The 19,973-nt window shown below is 43.6% G+C and carries 15 protein-coding genes; 5 read left to right on the top strand and 10 right to left on the bottom strand.

Features of this window, described 5'->3' with window-relative positions; translation table 11 throughout:
* The first annotated feature begins 41 nt into the window (after positions 1-41).
* Entirely contained in the window at positions 42-464 is a 423-nt protein-coding gene (locus tag M3204_RS11730) for a VOC family protein (protein WP_251481815.1), read from the top strand.
* A gap of 84 nt (positions 465-548) precedes the next feature.
* Here the strand turns inward: M3204_RS11730 and M3204_RS11725 are convergent, their stop codons facing one another.
* Complete coding sequence (locus tag M3204_RS11725; protein ID WP_251481813.1) at positions 549-2,741, bottom strand: beta-propeller domain-containing protein; 2,193 nt, start codon at positions 2,739-2,741, stop codon at positions 549-551.
* 260 nt (positions 2,742-3,001) lie between these two features.
* The gene (locus M3204_RS11720; protein WP_251481811.1) at positions 3,002-5,182 is read right to left on the bottom strand and encodes an EAL domain-containing protein; all 2,181 of its coding nucleotides are present in this window, start codon (positions 5,180-5,182) and stop codon (positions 3,002-3,004) included.
* Positions 5,183-5,402: 220 nt separating this feature from the next.
* Between M3204_RS11720 and M3204_RS11715 the strand changes: the two genes are divergently transcribed.
* Positions 5,403-6,545, top strand: coding sequence for a PP2C family protein-serine/threonine phosphatase (locus M3204_RS11715; RefSeq protein WP_251481808.1), 1,143 nt, complete (start codon positions 5,403-5,405; stop codon positions 6,543-6,545).
* 200 nt (positions 6,546-6,745) lie between these two features.
* Here M3204_RS11715 and M3204_RS11710 read toward each other — a convergent pair whose 3' ends face one another.
* The 4 genes from M3204_RS11710 to M3204_RS11695 form a co-directional block, all read right to left on the bottom strand.
* Positions 6,746-7,573 carry a CheR family methyltransferase gene (locus M3204_RS11710; RefSeq protein WP_251481806.1) on the bottom strand — a complete coding sequence of 276 codons (828 nt, stop codon included), beginning with the start codon at positions 7,571-7,573 and terminating at the stop codon, positions 6,746-6,748.
* A 45-nt stretch (positions 7,574-7,618) separates the two neighbouring features.
* A complete protein-coding gene (locus M3204_RS11705) occupies positions 7,619-10,414 on the bottom strand; it encodes a response regulator (RefSeq protein ID WP_251481803.1) in 2,796 nt (931 codons plus the stop codon).
* A 681-nt stretch (positions 10,415-11,095) separates the two neighbouring features.
* Complete coding sequence (locus M3204_RS11700; protein ID WP_251481800.1) at positions 11,096-11,752, bottom strand: Yip1 family protein; 657 nt, start codon at positions 11,750-11,752, stop codon at positions 11,096-11,098.
* Positions 11,753-11,888: 136 nt separating this feature from the next.
* Positions 11,889-12,278 carry a hypothetical protein gene (locus M3204_RS11695; protein WP_251481797.1) on the bottom strand — a complete coding sequence of 130 codons (390 nt, stop codon included), beginning with the start codon at positions 12,276-12,278 and terminating at the stop codon, positions 11,889-11,891.
* Positions 12,279-12,335: 57 nt separating this feature from the next.
* On the opposite strand from M3204_RS11695, the gene M3204_RS11690 reads away from it, so the two are divergent.
* The gene (locus tag M3204_RS11690; RefSeq protein WP_251481794.1) at positions 12,336-14,069 is read left to right on the top strand and encodes an ABC transporter ATP-binding protein; all 1,734 of its coding nucleotides are present in this window, start codon (positions 12,336-12,338) and stop codon (positions 14,067-14,069) included.
* Positions 14,070-14,250: 181 nt separating this feature from the next.
* Here the strand turns inward: M3204_RS11690 and M3204_RS11685 are convergent, their stop codons facing one another.
* Positions 14,251-14,460 carry a hypothetical protein gene (locus tag M3204_RS11685; RefSeq protein WP_251481791.1) on the bottom strand — a complete coding sequence of 70 codons (210 nt, stop codon included), beginning with the start codon at positions 14,458-14,460 and terminating at the stop codon, positions 14,251-14,253.
* Between the two features lie 226 nt (positions 14,461-14,686).
* Positions 14,687-15,931: a helix-turn-helix domain-containing protein gene (locus M3204_RS23870; protein ID WP_251481788.1), complete on the bottom strand. Its 1,245-nt coding sequence runs from the start codon at positions 15,929-15,931 to the stop codon at positions 14,687-14,689.
* 230 nt (positions 15,932-16,161) lie between these two features.
* Here M3204_RS23870 and M3204_RS11675 point away from each other — a divergent pair, with 230 nt between their 5' ends.
* Both M3204_RS11675 and M3204_RS11670 read left to right on the top strand, forming a co-directional pair.
* Entirely contained in the window at positions 16,162-16,524 is a 363-nt protein-coding gene (locus M3204_RS11675) for a hypothetical protein (protein WP_251481786.1), read from the top strand.
* Complete coding sequence (locus M3204_RS11670) at positions 16,524-18,089, top strand: cation acetate symporter (protein ID WP_251481783.1); 1,566 nt, start codon at positions 16,524-16,526, stop codon at positions 18,087-18,089. The genes M3204_RS11675 and M3204_RS11670 overlap by 1 nt, the downstream gene beginning before the upstream one ends.
* A gap of 274 nt (positions 18,090-18,363) precedes the next feature.
* Here M3204_RS11670 and M3204_RS11665 read toward each other — a convergent pair whose 3' ends face one another.
* The gene (locus M3204_RS11665) at positions 18,364-18,984 is read right to left on the bottom strand and encodes an RsiV family protein (protein WP_251481780.1); all 621 of its coding nucleotides are present in this window, start codon (positions 18,982-18,984) and stop codon (positions 18,364-18,366) included.
* A gap of 67 nt (positions 18,985-19,051) precedes the next feature.
* Positions 19,052-19,768: a YwaF family protein gene (locus M3204_RS11660; RefSeq protein WP_251482343.1), complete on the bottom strand. Its 717-nt coding sequence runs from the start codon at positions 19,766-19,768 to the stop codon at positions 19,052-19,054.
* Positions 19,769-19,973 lie beyond the last annotated feature (205 nt).

Genomic DNA, 19,973 nt, shown 5'->3' with positions numbered 1-19,973 from the left:
TCTATAATAAAACCAAGAAGAAAATACTCGAGGTGCTTAAGATGAAAAAAATATGGTCAGATAAGCTGCCCGTTGTGCAATTCAGAATCGCCCGGCCAACAGATCAATTAGAAAAAGTTGTTGAATTTTACCGTGATGGAGTTGGGCTTGAAGTAGTGGGATCGTTTGAAAAACATGATGGATATGACGGAGTGATGCTCGGTCTCCCTGATGCAAGCTATCATCTGGAATTTACCCAGTACGAAAATGCCAGTCCTTGCCCCGCACCAACAGAAGATAACCTATTAGTCTTCTACATTCCTGATAGAGAAGCCCGCGACTCAATCGTCCATCGGCTAAGTGACATGGGTTATCCGGAAGTTGATCCCGAAAACCCATACTGGAAAAATGCCGGTGTTACCATTGCAGACCCGGATGGCTGGAGGATTGTGCTGCAGAATTCTGGTGGGTTGGGCACCAATTAAAATATGAAGGCTCTCTCGCTGGGTCAATGCGAAAGTGCCTTCAATTAATTCTGAATAGAGGTACAAGAACCGTCCATCTGCCTCCTATTCTTTGCCGCCCAAACCAAGCCCCAGTTCACCAATCTTTTCATACGTTTTCATATTATGGCTTGTGATCTTGGCTGGAGACAATGCGTAGAGTGTGTCGCCGATATAAAGCAGGCGCTGGATTTGGCTTTCCCATTCCTCATAATATGGCATTTTGCCATCAATATGGGTAATCTTCGACTTCAAAGTTATGCCCTTTGCAGGGTCGATGTTGTAGATATATGCGCCCTGATATTCGAAGATTTGTTCATATTCGTTTTTATCACTGTTTCGATAGACTGAGATCGGGAAGGCAAACAGGTTTTTATTTTTATTGAACAGCAATGCCTTGTGATCGTGATTCAGCGGGGAATAAGTTCCCCTGCCACCGATAATCTCGGTGAATTTCTCTTCCGGATTGGACATGTCGCTGACATCGAACAGTGAGATCTTCACCCCATCTGTGAGGATGCGCGGCTGTGAGGATCCTTTTTCTGCAACGATTTTCGTATCCTGGCCGAACCCGATGATTTGGTTCTCATCGTATGGGTGCAGATAATTGCTGAAGCCGGGGATTTTCAATTCGCCAAGCACTTTAGGATTCCTCGGATCGCTCGCTTCAATGACAAACAGCGGATCAGTTTCTTTAAAGGTAACCATATAGATGCGGTCTCCCATGAACCTTGCGGAATAGATCCTTTCGCCTCGCGCAAGCCCCTCAATCTTTCCGGCCTCCTTCAGGTTCTTATCCAAAATATAAAGGTGGTTGGAGGATGGCTTCGTTTCGTCCCATGCATAGCCTTTCGTTGTGACCAACCGGAAAAAGCCATCATGCTCATCCATCGAAAACTGATTCAGTACGGTTCCGGGTACAGTTGCTGAGCTGTGATATTTTACATCCATACCGTTGATCGCGAATTTATGGATATCGGTGTCCGAAGCGATGACACCCCGTTCTTCCATTGCTAGATCACCTTGATTCTGAACAGCAAGGTACAAGTTTTCCTTTGACATATAGATTTGATTTCCGCTTCCCAAATACGTCGTGATCGCTGCTTCTTTTTTCGGCAGGTTGAGATCGAACGCAGCAATCATCGTATAGTTAGGCTCCCTTGATTCAGGAAAATAGCGAATGTCGTCATAGCTGATCTTTTTTTCCTTTGTCTCAGACGCTGAGTCGAAATACTTCGGCCTGATATCGATTTCCCGATTCTCCTTCAGCAGCCAGAAGTCAGGATAATGCTGCGTAATCAGATAGACTTGATTATCTACCTTCCTCCCAGAGACATAGCCGCCTTCAAGTTCAATCTCCCTGATTTGTGCAGGTTTTGCAGGATTTTTTACATTATAAACGATGACCTTTGTCGACTGAGTCATCGGTGCAATCAGCGAATCTTTGGCAATCTTATCATAAGGTTTTGAGAAATTATGATATTGCTGGCCAATGACCACCAATTTTTCATCCTCCAGAAAAAGCTGATAAGGAGAAAACGTCTCATCATATGGAATCATCGAAAGAAGCTTCATCTGTGCACCTGGTACAGCCTGGATGATCCGCACTTTGTTTTGTTCCGCCTGAAAAATGGTTTGCCCATCCGTTTTTACAATATCGGCTTCATCGACTCCCTGGACCTGGACATTTGTTTCTGAAACATCACCGCCGCCTGCAGATTTATTGGCAGACGATGAATCTTCCATCGCCGTATCCTCAGAAATAGACTCCTTCAATCCGCCAAACCAGCCGCGGGACTTTTCCTGCTCCTTCAATATTCCTTCAAAATAACCCGCTAACTTTTCCTGCGAGCCAACGACCGGAAGCGTTTCTTTTACAACGAACTCCCAGGCGTAGGAAGAATTCAATTCCCTGCCCAACGCAGATTTGATTCCTTTTTTAAAATGGACTGTATACTGTTTTGACTTAAGATCATATCCGTTTTCCGGAGGATTGATGTAAATGGTTTTCTGGTCGTCACTCAGCTCCAATTCAGTCTGGAGTTTCTCACCTTTGTCGTCCGTAATATAAATAAAATTGTTATCGAGACTTTTTTCAGAGATCTTCTCGGAAAACTGCAGCTTCCAAACCTTATTTGGCAGGACAATCTCCTCCCCTTCCCAGGCATTCACCACTTTGAACTGGGGTATGGAGTAAAAAGCCAACCCTACGATAGAAATGAGTAACAAACCGCTTAAAACCCACCATTTTTTCATCATTTTTTAGCCCCCTTGCAAGATTAGACGGGGTTTTGGACTTTGCGTTTCAGCTTTTTATAGAAAATGTTGGGGAATTTTCTTTATGAGATTTTTTTATAGCGATATTCTCATTTTTATAGCGAAAAATTACTTTTTATAGCGATAATTTCATTTTTATAGCGAAAATCAATTTTTTATAGCGAAAATAAAGATTTAATAGCGAACTGGAAATTCCGAGCGTTTTTTTCCAATTCACAAACACAAAAAAGGCTCCCTCCACCTCAGGAAGGAACCTTAAATGTAATAAACTCTTCTGCCGGAACCGGCTTGCTGAATAGATATCCTTGTGCTGCATTGCATCGGTGCTGCTTCAGCAGCTGCAGCTGACCTTCTGTCTCCACACCTTCCGCAATAACGGATAACCCCAAATTATGCGCCATCAAAATTATCGTCGTGGCGATATTTTCATCGCTTTTGTTATCGGTGATATCACGAATGAAGCACCGGTCGATTTTCAAATGGTCAATCGGGAACCTCTTAAGATAACTTAGGGAGCTGTAGCCTGTTCCGAAATCATCAATGGATATATTAACGCCTAGTTTCTTCAGCTCATGAAGGATCACGCTGGCAGTTTCTACATCCATCGTCATGCTTTCGGTAATCTCAATCGTCAGGAACCTTGGCTCGACGCCTGTTTCCACTAGAGTGTCAGAAATCATTTTTATGAGGTTCGGCTGGTAAAACTGGCGAATCGATAAATTGACCGACATCGTCAAACCAGCCATTCCATCCAAATGCCAGTTCTTCAGCTGAAGCAGGGCTGTTTTTAACACCCATTCACCAATCTCGACGATCATCCCTGTCTCCTCAGCAATCGGGATGAATTGCTGTGGCGACACATTCCCGCACTTTTCATTGTTCCAGCGGATGAGCGCTTCCGCACCCGTCAGGTTGTTCGTACATAGATTGATGATGGGCTGGTAATTCAGCTCAAATTCATTGCGCTCCAACGCTTTCCGAAGTTCATTTTCAATCTGCAGTTTTTCGAAAGCCTTCTTATCAAGCAGAACATCATATGTCTGAAAGTTGTTCCGCCCTTGCTTTTTAGCTTGATACATCGCAACATCCGCTTTGCTTAAAAGGACACCTACATCCTCTCCATCGTCTGGATATAAGCTCATGCCGACGCTGGTCGTAATAAATATATCTGTGCCCTCGATTACAAAAGGCTCCGCAAGTGTATCAAGGATTTTTTGCGCCACCGCTCTCGCTTCTTCTTTCGTTGTATGCTCTAGTAAAATCGTGAACTCATCCCCACCTTGTCTTGAGAACGTTGCTCCATCACCTAAACAATTCACTAGTTTTGCAGAAACATACATTAATAATTTATCTCCAATTGAATGGCCCAGCGAATCGTTGACATTCTTAAAGCGATCCAAATCCAGAAACATCAAGCACAGCTTTTCGCCTTCATTCACATTCGTGCCGTCAATCGCGGCCTCTACTCTTTTATCAAAAAGCCTCCTGTTAGGAAGTCCGGTAAGGGCATCATGGTATGCCATGAAATCGATTTTCTCTTTCGCTTGATAATGCTGGATTACCAGACTTGTAAGGTCGGTTGCTTTCTGGATGATTTTCATATCTTTTTCACGTGGAGAAGTCGTACCGCTATAATACATCCCAAACGTACCAACAACCCGTTGATCATCATCAAAAACAGGAGATGACCAGCAGGCCTGTAAGCCATAGGAAAGCGCAAGGTCGCGATATTCCTTCCATAAAGGGTCAGTCCCAATATCGGTGACCGTTACAGACCGTCTTAAATAGGCCGCAGTACCACAAGAACCTGCCGACGGACCAATCGGAACCCCATCGACAGCTTCGTTATAGGCTGCCGGTAAACTAGGCGATGAGCCATGCAACAGCCTTTTCCCTTCCTTATCTGCAATCATGATGGAACAGAGTGCACCATGCGTGAATCTTTCAATAAAAAGAACGATACGATCCAGCACTTCCGAAAACGGAGTACCCTTAGCAATCATTTTAAGAATAAGGTTTTGTCCGTTCAACAATGCTTCAAGTTCTTTCTTTTTTGTAATATCCTGCGCACACCCTACCACTCCGAGGACTTTCCGACCAACCATGATTGGAACCGCGGTAAGCAGCAAATGAACCTGTTCACCACTATCCTTTTTTAAGATTGTCGTTTCGAATCTCTCTCGGTGCCCCTGTGTCACGCGCTTAAAGTGCTGGATTGTATCTTCAAAATAATCCTCATGAAGTAGTGAAACAAAATTCATTTTTAAAGATTCTTCAGCTGAATACCCAGTTATTTTCACAGCCTCTTCATTGAATAAGGTAAAATTCCCATCCATATCGAGTGCATAACAAGCATCATGATTGAAATCAAACAGGGATTTGTAAACTTCTTTAAGAGAATTACTATTTATATTTGGTTGCATAAAAATCACCAATCCCTCTATCATTTCGCAAATAATCACTAATAAAAATTCATATATATATCAAAATATATCGGGTATTTCGGCCTACAATTTTACTGGTATTTGTTTACATTTAGTCTCCACCCTTAATATTCATGGAGCTTTAATTATAAAAAAAGTTTTAGCAGATGATATGATGGGTATATAAATATGTTGAATTTAAGTTAGAGAGGAAATACATATGAGTATTCTGATCGTGGATGACAATGAAGCAAATTTGTTCGTTATTGAAAAACTTTTAAATAGAGCCGGCTATACCGATCTGCTTTCATTCACCTCGGCAGATGATTTATTTTGCTACCTGGAATCTGATAATCCTTATATCGTCGCCGAGCAGGTCGATGTTATTTTGATGGATATCATGATGCCCGAGGTGGACGGCATCGAGGCATGCAGACGCCTACAGGAAATGCCTCATATAAAGGATATACCAGTTATCTTCGTTACCGCATTGGAGGATTCAGCGAAGGTCGTTGAAGCTCTCGATGCCGGCGGAATGGATTATTTAATGAAGCCAATTAAAAAGACCGAGCTGCTTGCACGAATCCGAGTAGCATTAAGGTTAAAATATGAAAAAGACTGGCACAAAAAACAAGAAGAGAAAATCGTTAATGAACTTGAACTTTCGATGCAGGTTCAGACAAGCCTGTTAAGCCAGCCGATACATAAGGAAAATTTGCTCATCAAAGCTTCCTATCAACCTGCCTTCAAGCTTGCCGGTGATTTGTATTTCTGGCATAAAATTGATGAAAATCGCTACGCGGCCATCCAGCTGGACATGATGGGCCACGGTATCTCCTCATCATTAGTATGCATGTTCATCTCTTCTGTGCTGCGTGACGCCATCAGGTCAAACCCTGATCCGGAATACGTAATCGGCGAACTGAACAGGTGGATGAACTCTCTGAATCTCCATAATCAAAAAATACCTTATTACTTCACGGCCATTTATTTAACGCTGGATACAGCCGAGCGCAAAATTGAATACATCAATGCCGGCCATCCTACGGGACATGCATTGATTGATGGCGACCATATCGCCGAATTGAAAAGCAATACGTGCGCAGTCGGATTTTTTCCGGAAATACATACGAATAAGAAAATAATCACCTATTCTCAATCCCTTCAGATCCTCATCTGTACAGACGGTGTCCATGAAGCAATCGATAAGTACGAGCAGGCAGGGACTGAATTTTTAAAAGAAAAAGCCATGACCCTTTTAGCGAGCGCAAATGAAACTGAACCCCTTGATTTAATCCTGACCCGAGAACAGAAGGAATCCGGAACAGACGATATGTGCATTGTGCTGATCCAGGCTACATAAGAAAAGCGCAGCGCCTTGGTCAGCCCCGACAAGCGCTGAAGGGCCGACCGATGAAGTCGTTCTTTGACTTCATTGGCAGGACCGAAGCGTCTCAAGGAGTTAGGAGCCGCAGCTAGACAAGCGACTCGAGGGGCTAGGCGCTGAAGCTGGACATTTCTCGATGTGAAATTTTATACCTCTGAACAAAAAAGCAGGAATCCTTAAACAAAAGGATTCCTGCTTTTTTTTCGGTATATTTTATCTTTTGAATTGAAGGCTTCCAGAAAACCAAGGTCGGTGCGGGCTGATTCCTTCGTCCCCAGCCCAAGGAAACCGCCATGGCTGAGACTCTCGTCAAACAAGCGAAACACTTGCTGCTGCAGATGCAGGTTGAAGTAGATCAATACATTTCGGCAGATGATGACGTGGAATTCATTAAAAGATCCATCCGTCACTAGATTATGCTGGGCAAAAACAATCTTTTCTTTTAATGAAGGCTTCAGACGGGCTGCTTCGCTATCGGCGTCGTAATATTCGGAGAACGACTTCTTGCCGCCTGCCTGAATATAATTTTTCGTATAGGATTGCATTTTATGCAAGGGGATCAAGCCTGTTTCGGCCTTCTTCAGGACGGTTTCATTCATATCCGTCGCATAAATCTTCGTCCGGTCTGAAAGACCCTCTTCCTCGATTAAAATCGCCATGGAATAGGCTTCCTCGCCGGTTGAACATCCCGCATGCCATATCCTGATTTCCGGAAGGTCCCTCAATATCGGGATCACTTCTTCCCGCAGCGCTTTAAAAAAGGGAGGATCCCTGAACATTTCGGTTACATTGATTGAAAAATCCTTCAGGATCTCCGATAAGACCCTTTCATCATGGATAACCCTATCGGTAAGACTCGTAATACTCGGCAGTTTTTCCGCATTCATCCTTGCTGATGCTCTCCTCATGATCGAGGAGCGCATATAATTACTGAAGTCATATCCCGATAGGCGATAGATGGCCAGTAAAAGCAACTCAAGCTCTAAATCTTCATTATTCACCATTCAACCCTCTGCTTTCATCCTCATCCATTCTGCACTCAGCCACTATTATGACAGCCAGACCCGCATGGCCGAAAGCAACTGGTCGAGTTTCATTGGTTTGCTGATATAATCATTGGCTCCTGCATCAAGGCATTTTTCACGGTCGCCTTTCATCGCTTTTGCCGTCAGCGCAATGATTGGCATATCCCTGTTCTCATTGTTACCGCGGATTTTCCTGATCGTTTCATACCCATCCATTACCGGCATCATGATGTCCATAAGCACAATATCAACCTGAGCTAATTCCTTCATCTTTTCAAGGCATTCCATACCATTTTCGGCCGTGATCACCTTCATGCCCTCTTTTTGAAGCAAATTCTTCAATGTGAAAATATTTCGGTGATCGTCGTCTGTAATGACAACCGTTTTACCAGTTAAAACTGTGGTTTTACCTATATGATGTTCTTGCAAATCATCCGCCTCATGTGAATCAGGAACAACTGCAGTTGTAACCTCACGTTCAATGGCAGCAGCCACTTGATCATGTGCTTCCAAATCATTCATGGAAGGATAACCATTAGGCAGGTTTGGAATAATCACGGTAAACGTGCTTCCCTTTCCTTCCTGGCTTCGAACCTTGCACAAACCGCCCAGCAGGTGGGAGAATTCCCTCGAAATGGAAAGGCCTAAGCCTGTTCCCCCATACTTCCTCATAATTGCTCCATCCACCTGTTGGAATGCTTCAAAAATCATGTGCTGCTTGTCTTTTGGTATACCGATGCCAGTGTCAGTGACCGAAAACTTAACCCATGTATCGGATTGGCCAGCAAGCGGGCAGCCAAGAGTTTCCCGTTCAACTGCTCTCTCAATCTTAATGGATACAGAGCCATTTTCGGTAAATTTAAACGCGTTGGAAAGCAGGTTTTTCAATACTTGCTGCAGCCGCTGTTCATCGGTATAAATAATCGGTGTAATATCGTCAGACACACTTACGGTAAAATCAATATTTTTATTCTTCGCAACCTGGGCGAATTGTCTTTCCAATCGTCCGGCAAATTCATCAAGAAATACCTCTTCAAAACTCACTTCCAGCTTTCCAGCCTCAACTTTTGAAAGGTCAAGTATGTCATTAATCAGATTCAACAAGTCCTGCCCAGACGAATGGATGACCTTGGAGAATTCCTTTTGTTCTTCAGACAGCCCATGTTCCTGGTCGTCAAGCATCATCTCTGAAAGAAGCAAGATGCTGTTCAGCGGTGTCCGCAGCTCATGGGACATATTCGCAAGGAATTCCGATTTATAAGTTGAGCTTTGTTGAAGCTCCCTCGCCTTTTGCTCTAGATCTTCTTTGGCCGCCTGGAGCTCTTCCGATTTAAGCTCGGCGTCACGCGAACGATCTTCCAGCTGCTCATTCATCATCCGCAATTCTTCAGTCTGCATCTGCAGTTCCTCAGATTGTGCCTGCAGTTCCTCAGATTGTGATTGCAGCTCTTCAGATTGGGCCTGAAGCTCTTCATTCTGTGCCTGTGATTCAAGCAGGAGACGCTCAACTTCCATCCGGCCAATAATGTTTCCAATGCCGATGCCGAGTGTTTCAAGAACATTTTCAAGAAGTTTTTTGCTGCCCGGACTGAACACAGACAAGCTTCCAAGTTCGACAACTGCAATGACTTCATCTTTCATCATCACAGGTGCCATGAGGATATTTTTCGGCGCCGCCTCTCCAAGCCCTGTAGAAATCACTTTAAAATCAGAAGGGATATCTTCAAGGAGGATTGTCCGCTTTTCTGCAGCACATTGACCTGCCAGACCTTCCCCGGCATCAAAGCCATCTCTACCTGGCAAAGCCTTTTCACCAGCATAAGAAGCGACTTTCTTGAAATGCGGCTTTCCTTCTGTTTCATCCTTAAGGTAAAAGGCACCCAGATTTGCGCTCATAAGCGGAGTCAGCTTCGTGATGAGATTCTCCGCAAGGGATGAAACAGCCAAGTGCTTACTGTAAATTTTCACGATATCCGCCGAATTTGACTCGATCCAGTTTTGCTCCATAATCTCATCATTATATTTCTGTTCCTTCAAAGTGAGGTCCTCAATGGATGCAGCCATCGCATTATACACTCTGGCAATCTCCCCGAACTCACCTTTCACTTCTTCATTCATCCTCGGAATCGAGGATAGGTTTTCATAATCCACTTTCTTGATCGTGTCAGTAAAAGATTGGACCGTGCCTACTGTATCCCTGATCACCCAAAGCATCACGCCCGTAATCAGGATGATGGCAAGTAAAATCAAGCCAATCAGCGCTTTTACAAGATTGTCATACGTCCCGGTCGATTCTTGTAATGCCTCATTCATCAGGGATTCTTGATAATCCTTGAATTCGTCAATCTTGCTGAATAACAAATCCCTGTTGATTAATTCCTTATAATAAATTGCTTGCAGATCGCTTTGTGTGGCACCGTTCTGCCGTTGTGTATAGATTTCCGACTCCATAGCAGCATAAGCTTTATACGAGTCCTGCACTTGCGAGATGAGAACCTTTGACTTCTCTCGGTTCAATATGGCTTCCAATTCAAACAGCCTTTGACTGATATCCATTTTACTCGCTGAATCCTTGGTATTTTCGATATTTGAATCATTTGCATCCCGATCCTCTGTGATCACATGAACAAGGTTCCTGTCATTTTGGTAAAGCTGCTGCCTGATATTCGTGACTTCACTCACCTTAGTATAACGATCCTCAACAATCTCGAGCATATTCGCCCTGATTGAGCTCATCATTGCGAGAATGGTAAACAATAAGAGGAACAAAAAGAATATGGTCAGTCCCAAGCCGACATATTGCTTTCTTTTAAAGCCCATCTCTTCCCCTGCTTTCCTATTATCTATTTCCTAAACATATCAATAAATATATCAGACTTCCCTCTTGTAATCTATTTTCAAACGACTGGAAATAAGAATAGAGGATTGTTGTTTTCCTTTTTTCAAAATCCTATCCCCTTTATTTGATTATACGGCCCCGCTCACATTCATTTTTGACATACGGAAGATGCAGTAATTTTATTACGCTCAAAAAAAATAGCCCTTGCGAAAAGGGCTTTTCCGAAAAATTTTTACTATATTAATAAATGATGAGCACTCTTCATTGTGTATTGCTTTCAAATTTCACAGGTTGAATTTGGTATCACTACAGAATCCGTTTTTTTGCTCAATCACTACGATATGAACTAGAATCAATACGTTTTTTTGCACAATCACTACAATAATGAACTAGAATCAATACATTTTTTTGCCCAATCACTACATTATGAACTAGAATCAATACGTTTTTTTGCACAATCACTACGATATGAACTAGAATCAATACGTTTTTGCACAATCACTACGAAACGAACCATAATCACTACGTTTTTTGCAGTAATCACTACGAAAATAACCATTATCACTACGTTTTTTGCAATAATCACTACGAAATCTTAGATAATCACTACTTTTTACAAATTATGTAAAAAAAGCGGAGACATCCCACGGTCAGGTGCATCCTTAGAAACCAGTCATTGTCGAGAACAAAGTTCCAATGTAAGCAAACACGAGGCCAAGAAGGAAAAATCCGATGGAAATGCCCCAAGCCCAGCCCTTCGATAAACCTGCCAGCCGGTGCAGACCGATTGCTGTCACGATGACCTGCCAGATGGAAAATAACTCAAACGATCCCATAACACCAGGTGTGTCACTATTCATTAGTGCGGCAAGACTGGTGGGCATGACATCCGGATTTCCGCCAATAACCAGCCGTAACGCCATATTGATTATCAATCCTGCAGCTCCAATGATCATAATATGAGTGTTCATAGAAAATAACTGTTTGAACGAAACGCCTGATCCTGCTATTTTAGTGAAAATCATATAAATGGCACTGGAAATCAAAGCAACGAATGCCGGCGTCAAAATCCCTGTGATCACCACAAATATTTTTGAAAAAGCCAGGGCAATCTCAATCTCTTCCTCACTCATGCCTTCGAATCCCAGATAAGAAGCATCCATGGATTGAGACATCAAATACATTCCTATCGCATAAACAACGCTGATGAGTATTAACGGAATCCAGATGGTTGGATTCTGGCGCATCCGGTCAAATTGCTCACCTGGACTCGAAAACATCCCGATCAAACTAGGCTTGCTTTTAACTTCCTTCTCCATTTAAAACACTCCATTCTAATCTCTATGTCTCTTTTTTTACGAGAAATTATGTAAAAAGTTTCGAAAAATACAAAAAAATAACAGCCTCTGCAAGAGAGGCTGTTATATTGAAGATTAGCAATCTACTTTTCCAAAATTAACAATGGCTACCGAAACAACAACGCCAGATTCTCCTGAAAATGCAATAAGCAAACAGAAGGACTGCCAGCAACCCTATAACTCCAATCAAGCCACTGATAAATCCAGCAACACCTGCTAGATTGATAGCAACCAATAAATCACCAATGACCCCCAAGACGGATAGCAGCAACAACCCTACACCAACCAATACCCCAAGAAACACTTCAAACACACTGCAAGTAGAAAGACTCACATTTTCACCTCCAATAATTTTGATCACCATATCATATGCATGTTGATTACAGCTTGTTTGTGTGTTGTGCAAAAGAGGCGGATGTTGTGGAGGTATATAAATGAAACATTTTCCTAAGTCATTCGTATTAAATCCTGTAAACTTAACAATCATCTTTGAATCCAGTACACTATTTAGCAACACCATCTTGAATAGGGAGCCTACTTTAAAATGGATAAACAGCAAACAAGCTTAAAACCGTTCCTATCGCTTATATTATCGACGAATATACCGAAGGCTGCTCTTTTTACGGGACTAGCAGCAAGTATCCTTACTACGCTTGCTGGCCTGGCGGTTCCAATCCTGACGAAAAACCTGGTTGATGGTTTCTCAATTGAAGCAGTTAGCATTCCTTTGATCATTGCTATCGCTGCAGCTTTTATTGTACAGGCAATGATAAGCGGCATCTCCATTTTCCTGCTTAGCTATGTCGGGCAAAAGGTTGTCGCGAGGCTTCGTGAGCGGATGTGGGCAAAGCTGATTCGGCTGCCGGTCCGTTATTTCGATCAGCAATCCAGCGGTGAAACGGTGAGTCGGATTGTAAATGATACAAGTATTGTCAGGGAACTGATCACCAGCCACTTCCCGAATTTCGCAACAGGGATCATCTCGATTATCGGTGCGGTGGTGATTTTACTAGTGATGGATTGGAAAATGACACTTCTCATGCTCATTTCTGTTCCACTCACACTCGCGATCATGATGCCTCTTGGCAGGAGAATGGCTAAGATTTCGCGCAGCCTCCAGGATGAGACAGCCGTTTTTACCGGACATATCACCCAGACACTCGGGGAGATTCGTTTGATGAAGGCGTCGACCGCGGAAAAAATTGAAGAGGAAAATGGTTTTAATGGGATTGATAAGCTGTTCAACTTCGGCTTGAAGGAAGCACGGATTTTTGCGTTGATCGGTCCGATCATGCAGTTGATGATCATGGTCGTTATCGTACTGATCATCGGTTACGGAGGCATGCGAGTTGTGAACGGAACAATGTCGACTGGGGCTCTCGTCGCTTTCCTTCTTTATTTATTCCAGATCATCATGCCGATTACTTCGTTTGCAATGTTCTTCACCCAGCTGCAAAAAGCAAAAGGCGCAACAGAGAGGATCATCGAAATCCTCGATAAGCCACTTGAGGAAGGCCAGAAAGGCATGGAAATGGACATCAGCAACCTGCCCATTGCAATTGAAAATGTTTCTTTTGCCTACAGCGAAGAGGAACCAGTCATTGAAGGAATATCATTGGATGCACAGCCAGGTCAGATGGTTGCATTCGTGGGACCAAGCGGGGGCGGGAAAACGACGATGTTCGGGCTGCTGGAACGCTTTTACGAGCCGACCTCAGGAAGTATCCAGATTGGCAACACACCAATCCAGCAATTATCACTCTCATCATGGCGCAGCCAAATCGGCTACGTTTCACAAGAAAGCGCGATGATGGCCGGTACGATCCGGGAGAACTTGTACTATGGGCTGGAAGACGGAGAAAAAATTCCAGACGAACGCCTGTGGGAAGTCGCAAGAATGGCCTATGCCGACCAGTTTATTGAATCCTTCCCGAAAGGACTGGATACCGAAGTTGGCGAACGCGGCGTTAAACTGTCTGGCGGGCAAAGACAGCGCATCGCCATCGCCCGTGCCTTCCTGCGAGATCCGAAAATCCTGATGATGGACGAAGCAACCGCGAGCCTAGACAGCCAGTCGGAAGGCATCGTTCAGGAAGCATTGACCCGCTTGATGGAAGGCCGGACGACTTTTGTCATCGCTCATCGGTTATCTACCATTGTTAATGCCGATAAAATTGTCTTTATTGAAAAAGGAAGAGTTACCGGGATCGGAACACATCAGGAGCTGGTCCAAATGCATGATTTATATAGGGAGTTTGCTGAACAGCAGCTGGCTTAATGATCCTATTCTCCGCAAACTTCTAATCAGTACCCGCAGGTTAAAAAAGCAGAGGCATTCATTACATATGAATGAGCTCTGCTTTTTTATTGATAGACGCGGGTTTTTAATTCCCCTATAAAATAAAAATAGTGCCAACTTCTCTTTAATAGAAATCGGCACTACGTTTATCACTATACATTTAGCGTGACTCTTTTGGCGGTTGACACACGTCACATTTACGCTGGTTATTATTTTTAAATTTCGTAAATGTTTTCTCAAAGTTGCTGCCACACGCACATTGAAATTGTAACTTTTGCGAAAAACCGAGATATTCCGTCGATAACAGCTTGCTTTCCGAATTGTTCTCAACAAATTCTTTTATTTTACCAATCGTCCATCGCTTATTCATTCTCTTACACCTCTATATTTTATTGCTTGGCGGAGGCTTTTCTTGGCATCCGTTCAATTATAACTTAAAGTTGTATATCCTAAGTTCCTCATTATAACATGAGTTGGCACTCAATTAAACAGACGGAAGGGATCTTATTAACTCTTATTTGCTTGAACCTTTAGGTACCTCCTAATGGCAGGAACCCTTTATTCGTTGCAGAAGCTGGAGAACCGTTCCCTTGCTTCTAAACAAAGATAATCTCCTCTGTTGCGCGGTAGTCTCTTGGGGAGAGTCCGACGTATTTCTTGAAGGTGCCGCTGAAATAATTCGGGGTATTATAGCCGAGTTCTTCTGATATGACTTCGATTGTATGGTCGGTATGGCGCAAAAGCCAGACGGCGCGCTGCATCCGGACAAAGGTGACATATTCTACGAAACTCCGGCCTGTCTCTTGTTTGAAGATCCGGCTGAAGTATGGCACGCTAAGGTTTATTTGGTCGGCAACCTGTTTGATGGAAAGATCTTCGGTGCAATACTGGGCGATATAATCCGTGCATTTTTGAATCAGGACATCCTTGGGGATCTCCTCAAAGTAGCGGAGCGAAAGTCTTTCATACGGTGAGGTACGCCTTGCTTTGCATGCTTCTTTGTACGAATGGTGAAGGAGCAGCGGTTCGCGATAGATGGACCCAACTCCGATATAAAGCTGGATTCCATATTCCTTTTCCAATTCATCAATCGTATGAAGGATCCGGTCCTCGCCTTCTTTCCAGTGTTTCAGGGAACCGTACTCGGATGGCACCTGGAGCAGCATGAGCAGATGCTTCCGGTATGAAAGAAAGGATAGCTGATCGCCTTGAAACTGTTTTTTTAAAAACTCCTGAATGACCGTGGGTGCCTGCCAGCCTTCCTGTTCTCTTTTCGCAGGGCAGCGGACTAATCCCTGTATAAAACAGATGACATTCGGTACAGCCATGCAGGGCAAATAAAAGTTTGATTGCAGCAGTTCCTCTTCTGTCTTTACATCGCCAGACAACAGGCGGCGCAGGAAGGCCTCTTGAAAAGGCAAGGTATGCCGATCCGTTGTTTGTTCCACATCGATTTGATTAAACACTTCATCATGGTCCATGAATCTGGCACTCTCTGTTGCCAGCTCGCCGATCGCTCGTTTCAAGGTACGAAGAAAGATATGTTTTTTCACGGATTTCACCAATAGGTATGTGAGCTTGAACTCGATAGCAAGTGGAGAAGTATGTAAAAGGGACGGATCAAGCAGCGGGATGATCCGGCATTGTTTATTCCGTTTTCGAAATCTATGTATTTTTACCCAGTCGTGCCATTTGCTAACTTCAATAATCGCTATATTTATATCAAGTTTAGAAAGCTCGTCTTCTACTAGGGTACAAGTCTCCTTGCATTCCTCTGAAATCCAGTCTGCTAGCTTCTCATACTCCTGTTGATCGTCTACTGCAAGCCTGATTGAATACACCCTCTCTTCCCTCCTTTCTTTCTATAATCCGGGATAGTGAAGTTACATTCTTATACATCTACAAGAATAAAAATTTAGAATATGTTAAATATTTGTATATTTCTGATAATTTATTGTAAGGTATTCTACCACTCTGTGTCGTACAATCAATTTTATAATATCATGGCCTGCCTCAAGGAGGGAATTAGAAACGGGCAGTTGTCACACAATTTTCAAGGGGGAGTGTCAAAATGGCAGGGGAATATAGTGAATACAATTATGTAGCGGCAGACACAATTGATGTCAGCGAGCTAGAGCCGCTTGATCCTGAAACAAAGAAAATTATGAAAGGCGAATTCAGGACGGGAATTAAATTAACGCTCTTTTATTATGTTTTCATCCTTTCCATTCCTATATTGAATTGGTTCGCAGAAGGCTTTATGTTCTCCCGTATGTGGGGCGGCATGACGTATAGCTGGTTTTTGACAAGTGTTGTTGCCATGGCAATGGCTTTCATTATTGCATTCATCCATACAGCTCTTTATGAAAAGCGCTTAAAGAATAACCAGTCCGATCACTCCGGAACATCCTCTAATAAAAGGAGTGCTGTCTAATGTCTATGATCCTTGAGCCGAAATTTCTTTTAACCTTAATCCTAATGGGAACCATTGTTTACATTACGTATCTGACAAAAAGAAGTGCGACCGCCTCTGATTACTTCGTTGGCGGCCGAAGCTTCGGCTGGTTCACGAACGGTTCCGCGATCGGCGGAGACTATTTAAGCGCCGCCACTTTCCTTGGGATCGCTGGTCTTACCTATCAGCTTGGCTACGATGGTGCATACTATGCTTTTTGCTTCTCCATCGGCCTGACACTCCTTGCAATATTCGTTGCAGGTCCGCTTCGCCGTTTTGGGGCGTATACAGTAGCTGACTTTTTAGCCTATCGTTTTCACAGCCGCCGCGCCCGCCTTGCTGCCGTTGCTGTCGTTCTGGCGATTTCAGGCTTTTATGCAGCTCCTCAGCTCCTCGGTGCTGCGCAAATCTTAAGTATGTTTTTCGGGACTAGCTATGAATTCGGGATTATTTTTACATGCTCAGTCATGATTTTCTACGTTGGAATCGGGGGAATGAAAGGCACTACCCTCAACCAGGCTCTTGAGTTATGGATCCGCCTTGGAGCGTTTGTCCTTATGGTTGGCGCAGCGATTTATGGTGGGCTTCATTATCAGGAAATCCTTGCATCGATCAATGAATTCAAAGGGTCCATCATGGGTACGGCTGACTTTACTGCTGACGGAAAGGATATTCCTTTTGATGGGTCAGTTTGGACCGGCACTGGGAACTACTTCCCTTCTTTCTGGCAGACGATTTCGATGACGATTGGGCTTTCACTCGGTACGATCGGGCTTCCACATATCCTGCTGCGCTTCTATACAAACCCAAGCGCAAAAGCAGCTCGCCGTTCTGCTCTTATGGCGATCGGAATCGCCAGTCTTTTCTTCTTCTTTGCCGTTTATCTTGGCGTAGTTGGCCGCTCTATTTTCTTGACTGGAAACGCTGATCCAGGTGTAATGAAGGACCTGATCGCCGGCGGCAACAACATGGTTGTACCGTCTACGGCACAGGCGCTTGGCGGTGAATGGCTGCTTGGCCTTGTCATAGCAGGCGCATTCGCAGCTGTCTTCTCGAACCTTTCAGGACTTTTCATCGCAAGTTCTGGCGCACTGGCCCATGATTTATATGCAACCTTCTTCCGCAAGAACATCACAGAAAAAGAACGTGTCATTGCTGGTAAAGTTTCGATTATCTTTTTGGGTATCTTATACGGAGCTTTAGGCCTCATGGTAAAAGAAGCTTCCATTGGCCATCTGGTCGCACTGGCGTTCACGGTCGCCGCAAGTACATTCACACCAATCTTCATCCTTGGCATCTGGTGGAGAGGAATGACGGAAAAAGGAGCCATTGCCGGACTAGTTTTTGGTCTCCTTGCCTCCATGTACATGATATTCTTTAAAACAACTTTGCCAGAGTTCATGCAGTTCAATGTACCAGGAATCATTACCGTTCCAATCGGATTCCTGTCCGTCTACATCGTCTCAAAGCTCGACCGCAAAGTACCTTCTGATGTGAACGAGTTCATGAAACAAGTACACTCCAAAGAATCAGAAGCAGCATAAAATTAGAAAAGCGCAAGCGTCTTGGTCAGCCCTGACAAGCGCTGGAGGGCCGACCGGTGAAGTCGTTCTTTGACTTCATTGGGCGGACCAAAGCGACTCGAGGGGCTAGGCGCTGGAGCTAGACATTTCTCGAAGTGAATTTATACTTTCTCGTAAAAAAAGGCTGTCCAGAAATCCAGTGAAAACTGAATTTCTGTGACAGCCTTTTTTTGAAACACAGGAATTTCACCCCACCAGTAAGCAGGGTGAATAAGAAAGCCCTATGATTTGCTTTTCAATCATTAGTGGCCATCCTTCCGAGCGGCCCGTTTCCATCGATTATATCCTGGAGATCGTAAACGGAAATCGGGAACATCGGGAAGCCGAATGCGTAAGGCGTGATATCATACAGCTGAAAATAAATGACCAGAGTTTTATCGGCCACATAAAAATCCTGGTCAGGCTTGATATTGTCAAAATCACTAATCAAGGTGATATCCCGCTGCTTGATCTGAAGTTTTATCAGGTCTGAAAGCCTATTGATATAGTCGCTTCCCGGTTTGAAAAATTCCTTCAAAGTGCACCTTTTTTCTCCCCTAAGATCAAACGTCAGCGACTTCATATACGTCATTGGATGTGCGGCCTGATGATGGTACGTATTGTTCGCGACCGACAGGCTGAGCAAGTCACGCTGATTATTTTTTAATTCATACCAGCCGACCATACTCTCGACTGTCGATGGCGAATTCCCCGCCTGCAAATCAATCAAAGACTGAACTTCATTCACAATGCTCCGGTTCATGTACCGTTCGAATTTCCGGTTGTGGACCTGGTACACGCGCGGATAACAAATCATCCTCTCTGGCTGACTTCCGATTTTTAGCGTATGAATGCCCACAGGCAGCGTACATGCCATCGACATGCCCCCTCTTTTTCACCTTGCGATATTCGCCACCATCCCTTTGGGTGAAGCCAATAAATAATCACAGGTGATGTTCATAAGAGTTTACTTTACTTTTCCTGCTTTCCCATTTCAGCAGCTGCCACATCGGGATATAGGTGATGCTGAATACAATCAGTGCGGCGATTTCGAGGTTAATATAATACATAATCCCGCTGCCAAAAAAGCTCAGGATCGTCTTCGATTCTGTCGGGCTCGCTAAATAAAAGAAGTTTGTATCAAGCAGGATATTCAAAATGAATATAGGTACGGCGATGATGTTCACGACGAAATAAGTATAAAGGATGGCTTTCCGAGGAACTCTGTACCCTTCAAAAAGGATAAAATACAAAGCGGCAATTGGAATAGCGGAATGATGAAGGAAATATTCAATAAAGTGGAAATGAGGAAAGACGTAAGACATTTCAGGTGTAACCATGGCCAAAATTGCAGGCAGAGTGCCAATGAAATATAACACGTAAAACCCTTTGACACTCTTCTTTAAAAATAAGTACATCGCCAGGAAGGAACTCATCGAACACAGGTGTAAAGGAAGATCACCGATTTCCCATTGGCCGGTCAATATGAGCCATAAATGCGCGGATATTTCACAAGCTGGCAAGGTCCAAAAAATCGTCCACTTTAAAACGTTCTGATGAGGCTTAAGTTTTTTTCTAAAGAGGACTAAACAAAGACAGACAGCCAAGAACAGGCCTAGCGTTATCAAATGCTGCGCAGAAAATAATTCAAACCCCTGCATTCCTGTAACAGAAAACACGGCATCATCACCTCTCGCTGTACATTGAAATGCTGTTATCTATAATTGTATTCCCGCAACTGATATTTAGAAGCAGACGAACAGTTCTGCTCCTTCAACGAATTCTTTAAAAATATAACCATGAATGATTTACATCACAACTTATGGAATTAATAAGTGTTATTTTAATCATGAGAAACATTATCAT

It is taken from the genome of Mesobacillus subterraneus, from assembly GCF_023715485.1.
GTDB lineage: Bacteria > Bacillota > Bacilli > Bacillales > Cytobacillaceae > Mesobacillus > Mesobacillus subterraneus_B.
The sequence above is the reverse complement of the archived record's forward strand: the minus strand, read 5'-3'. Positions and strand labels throughout refer to the sequence as shown.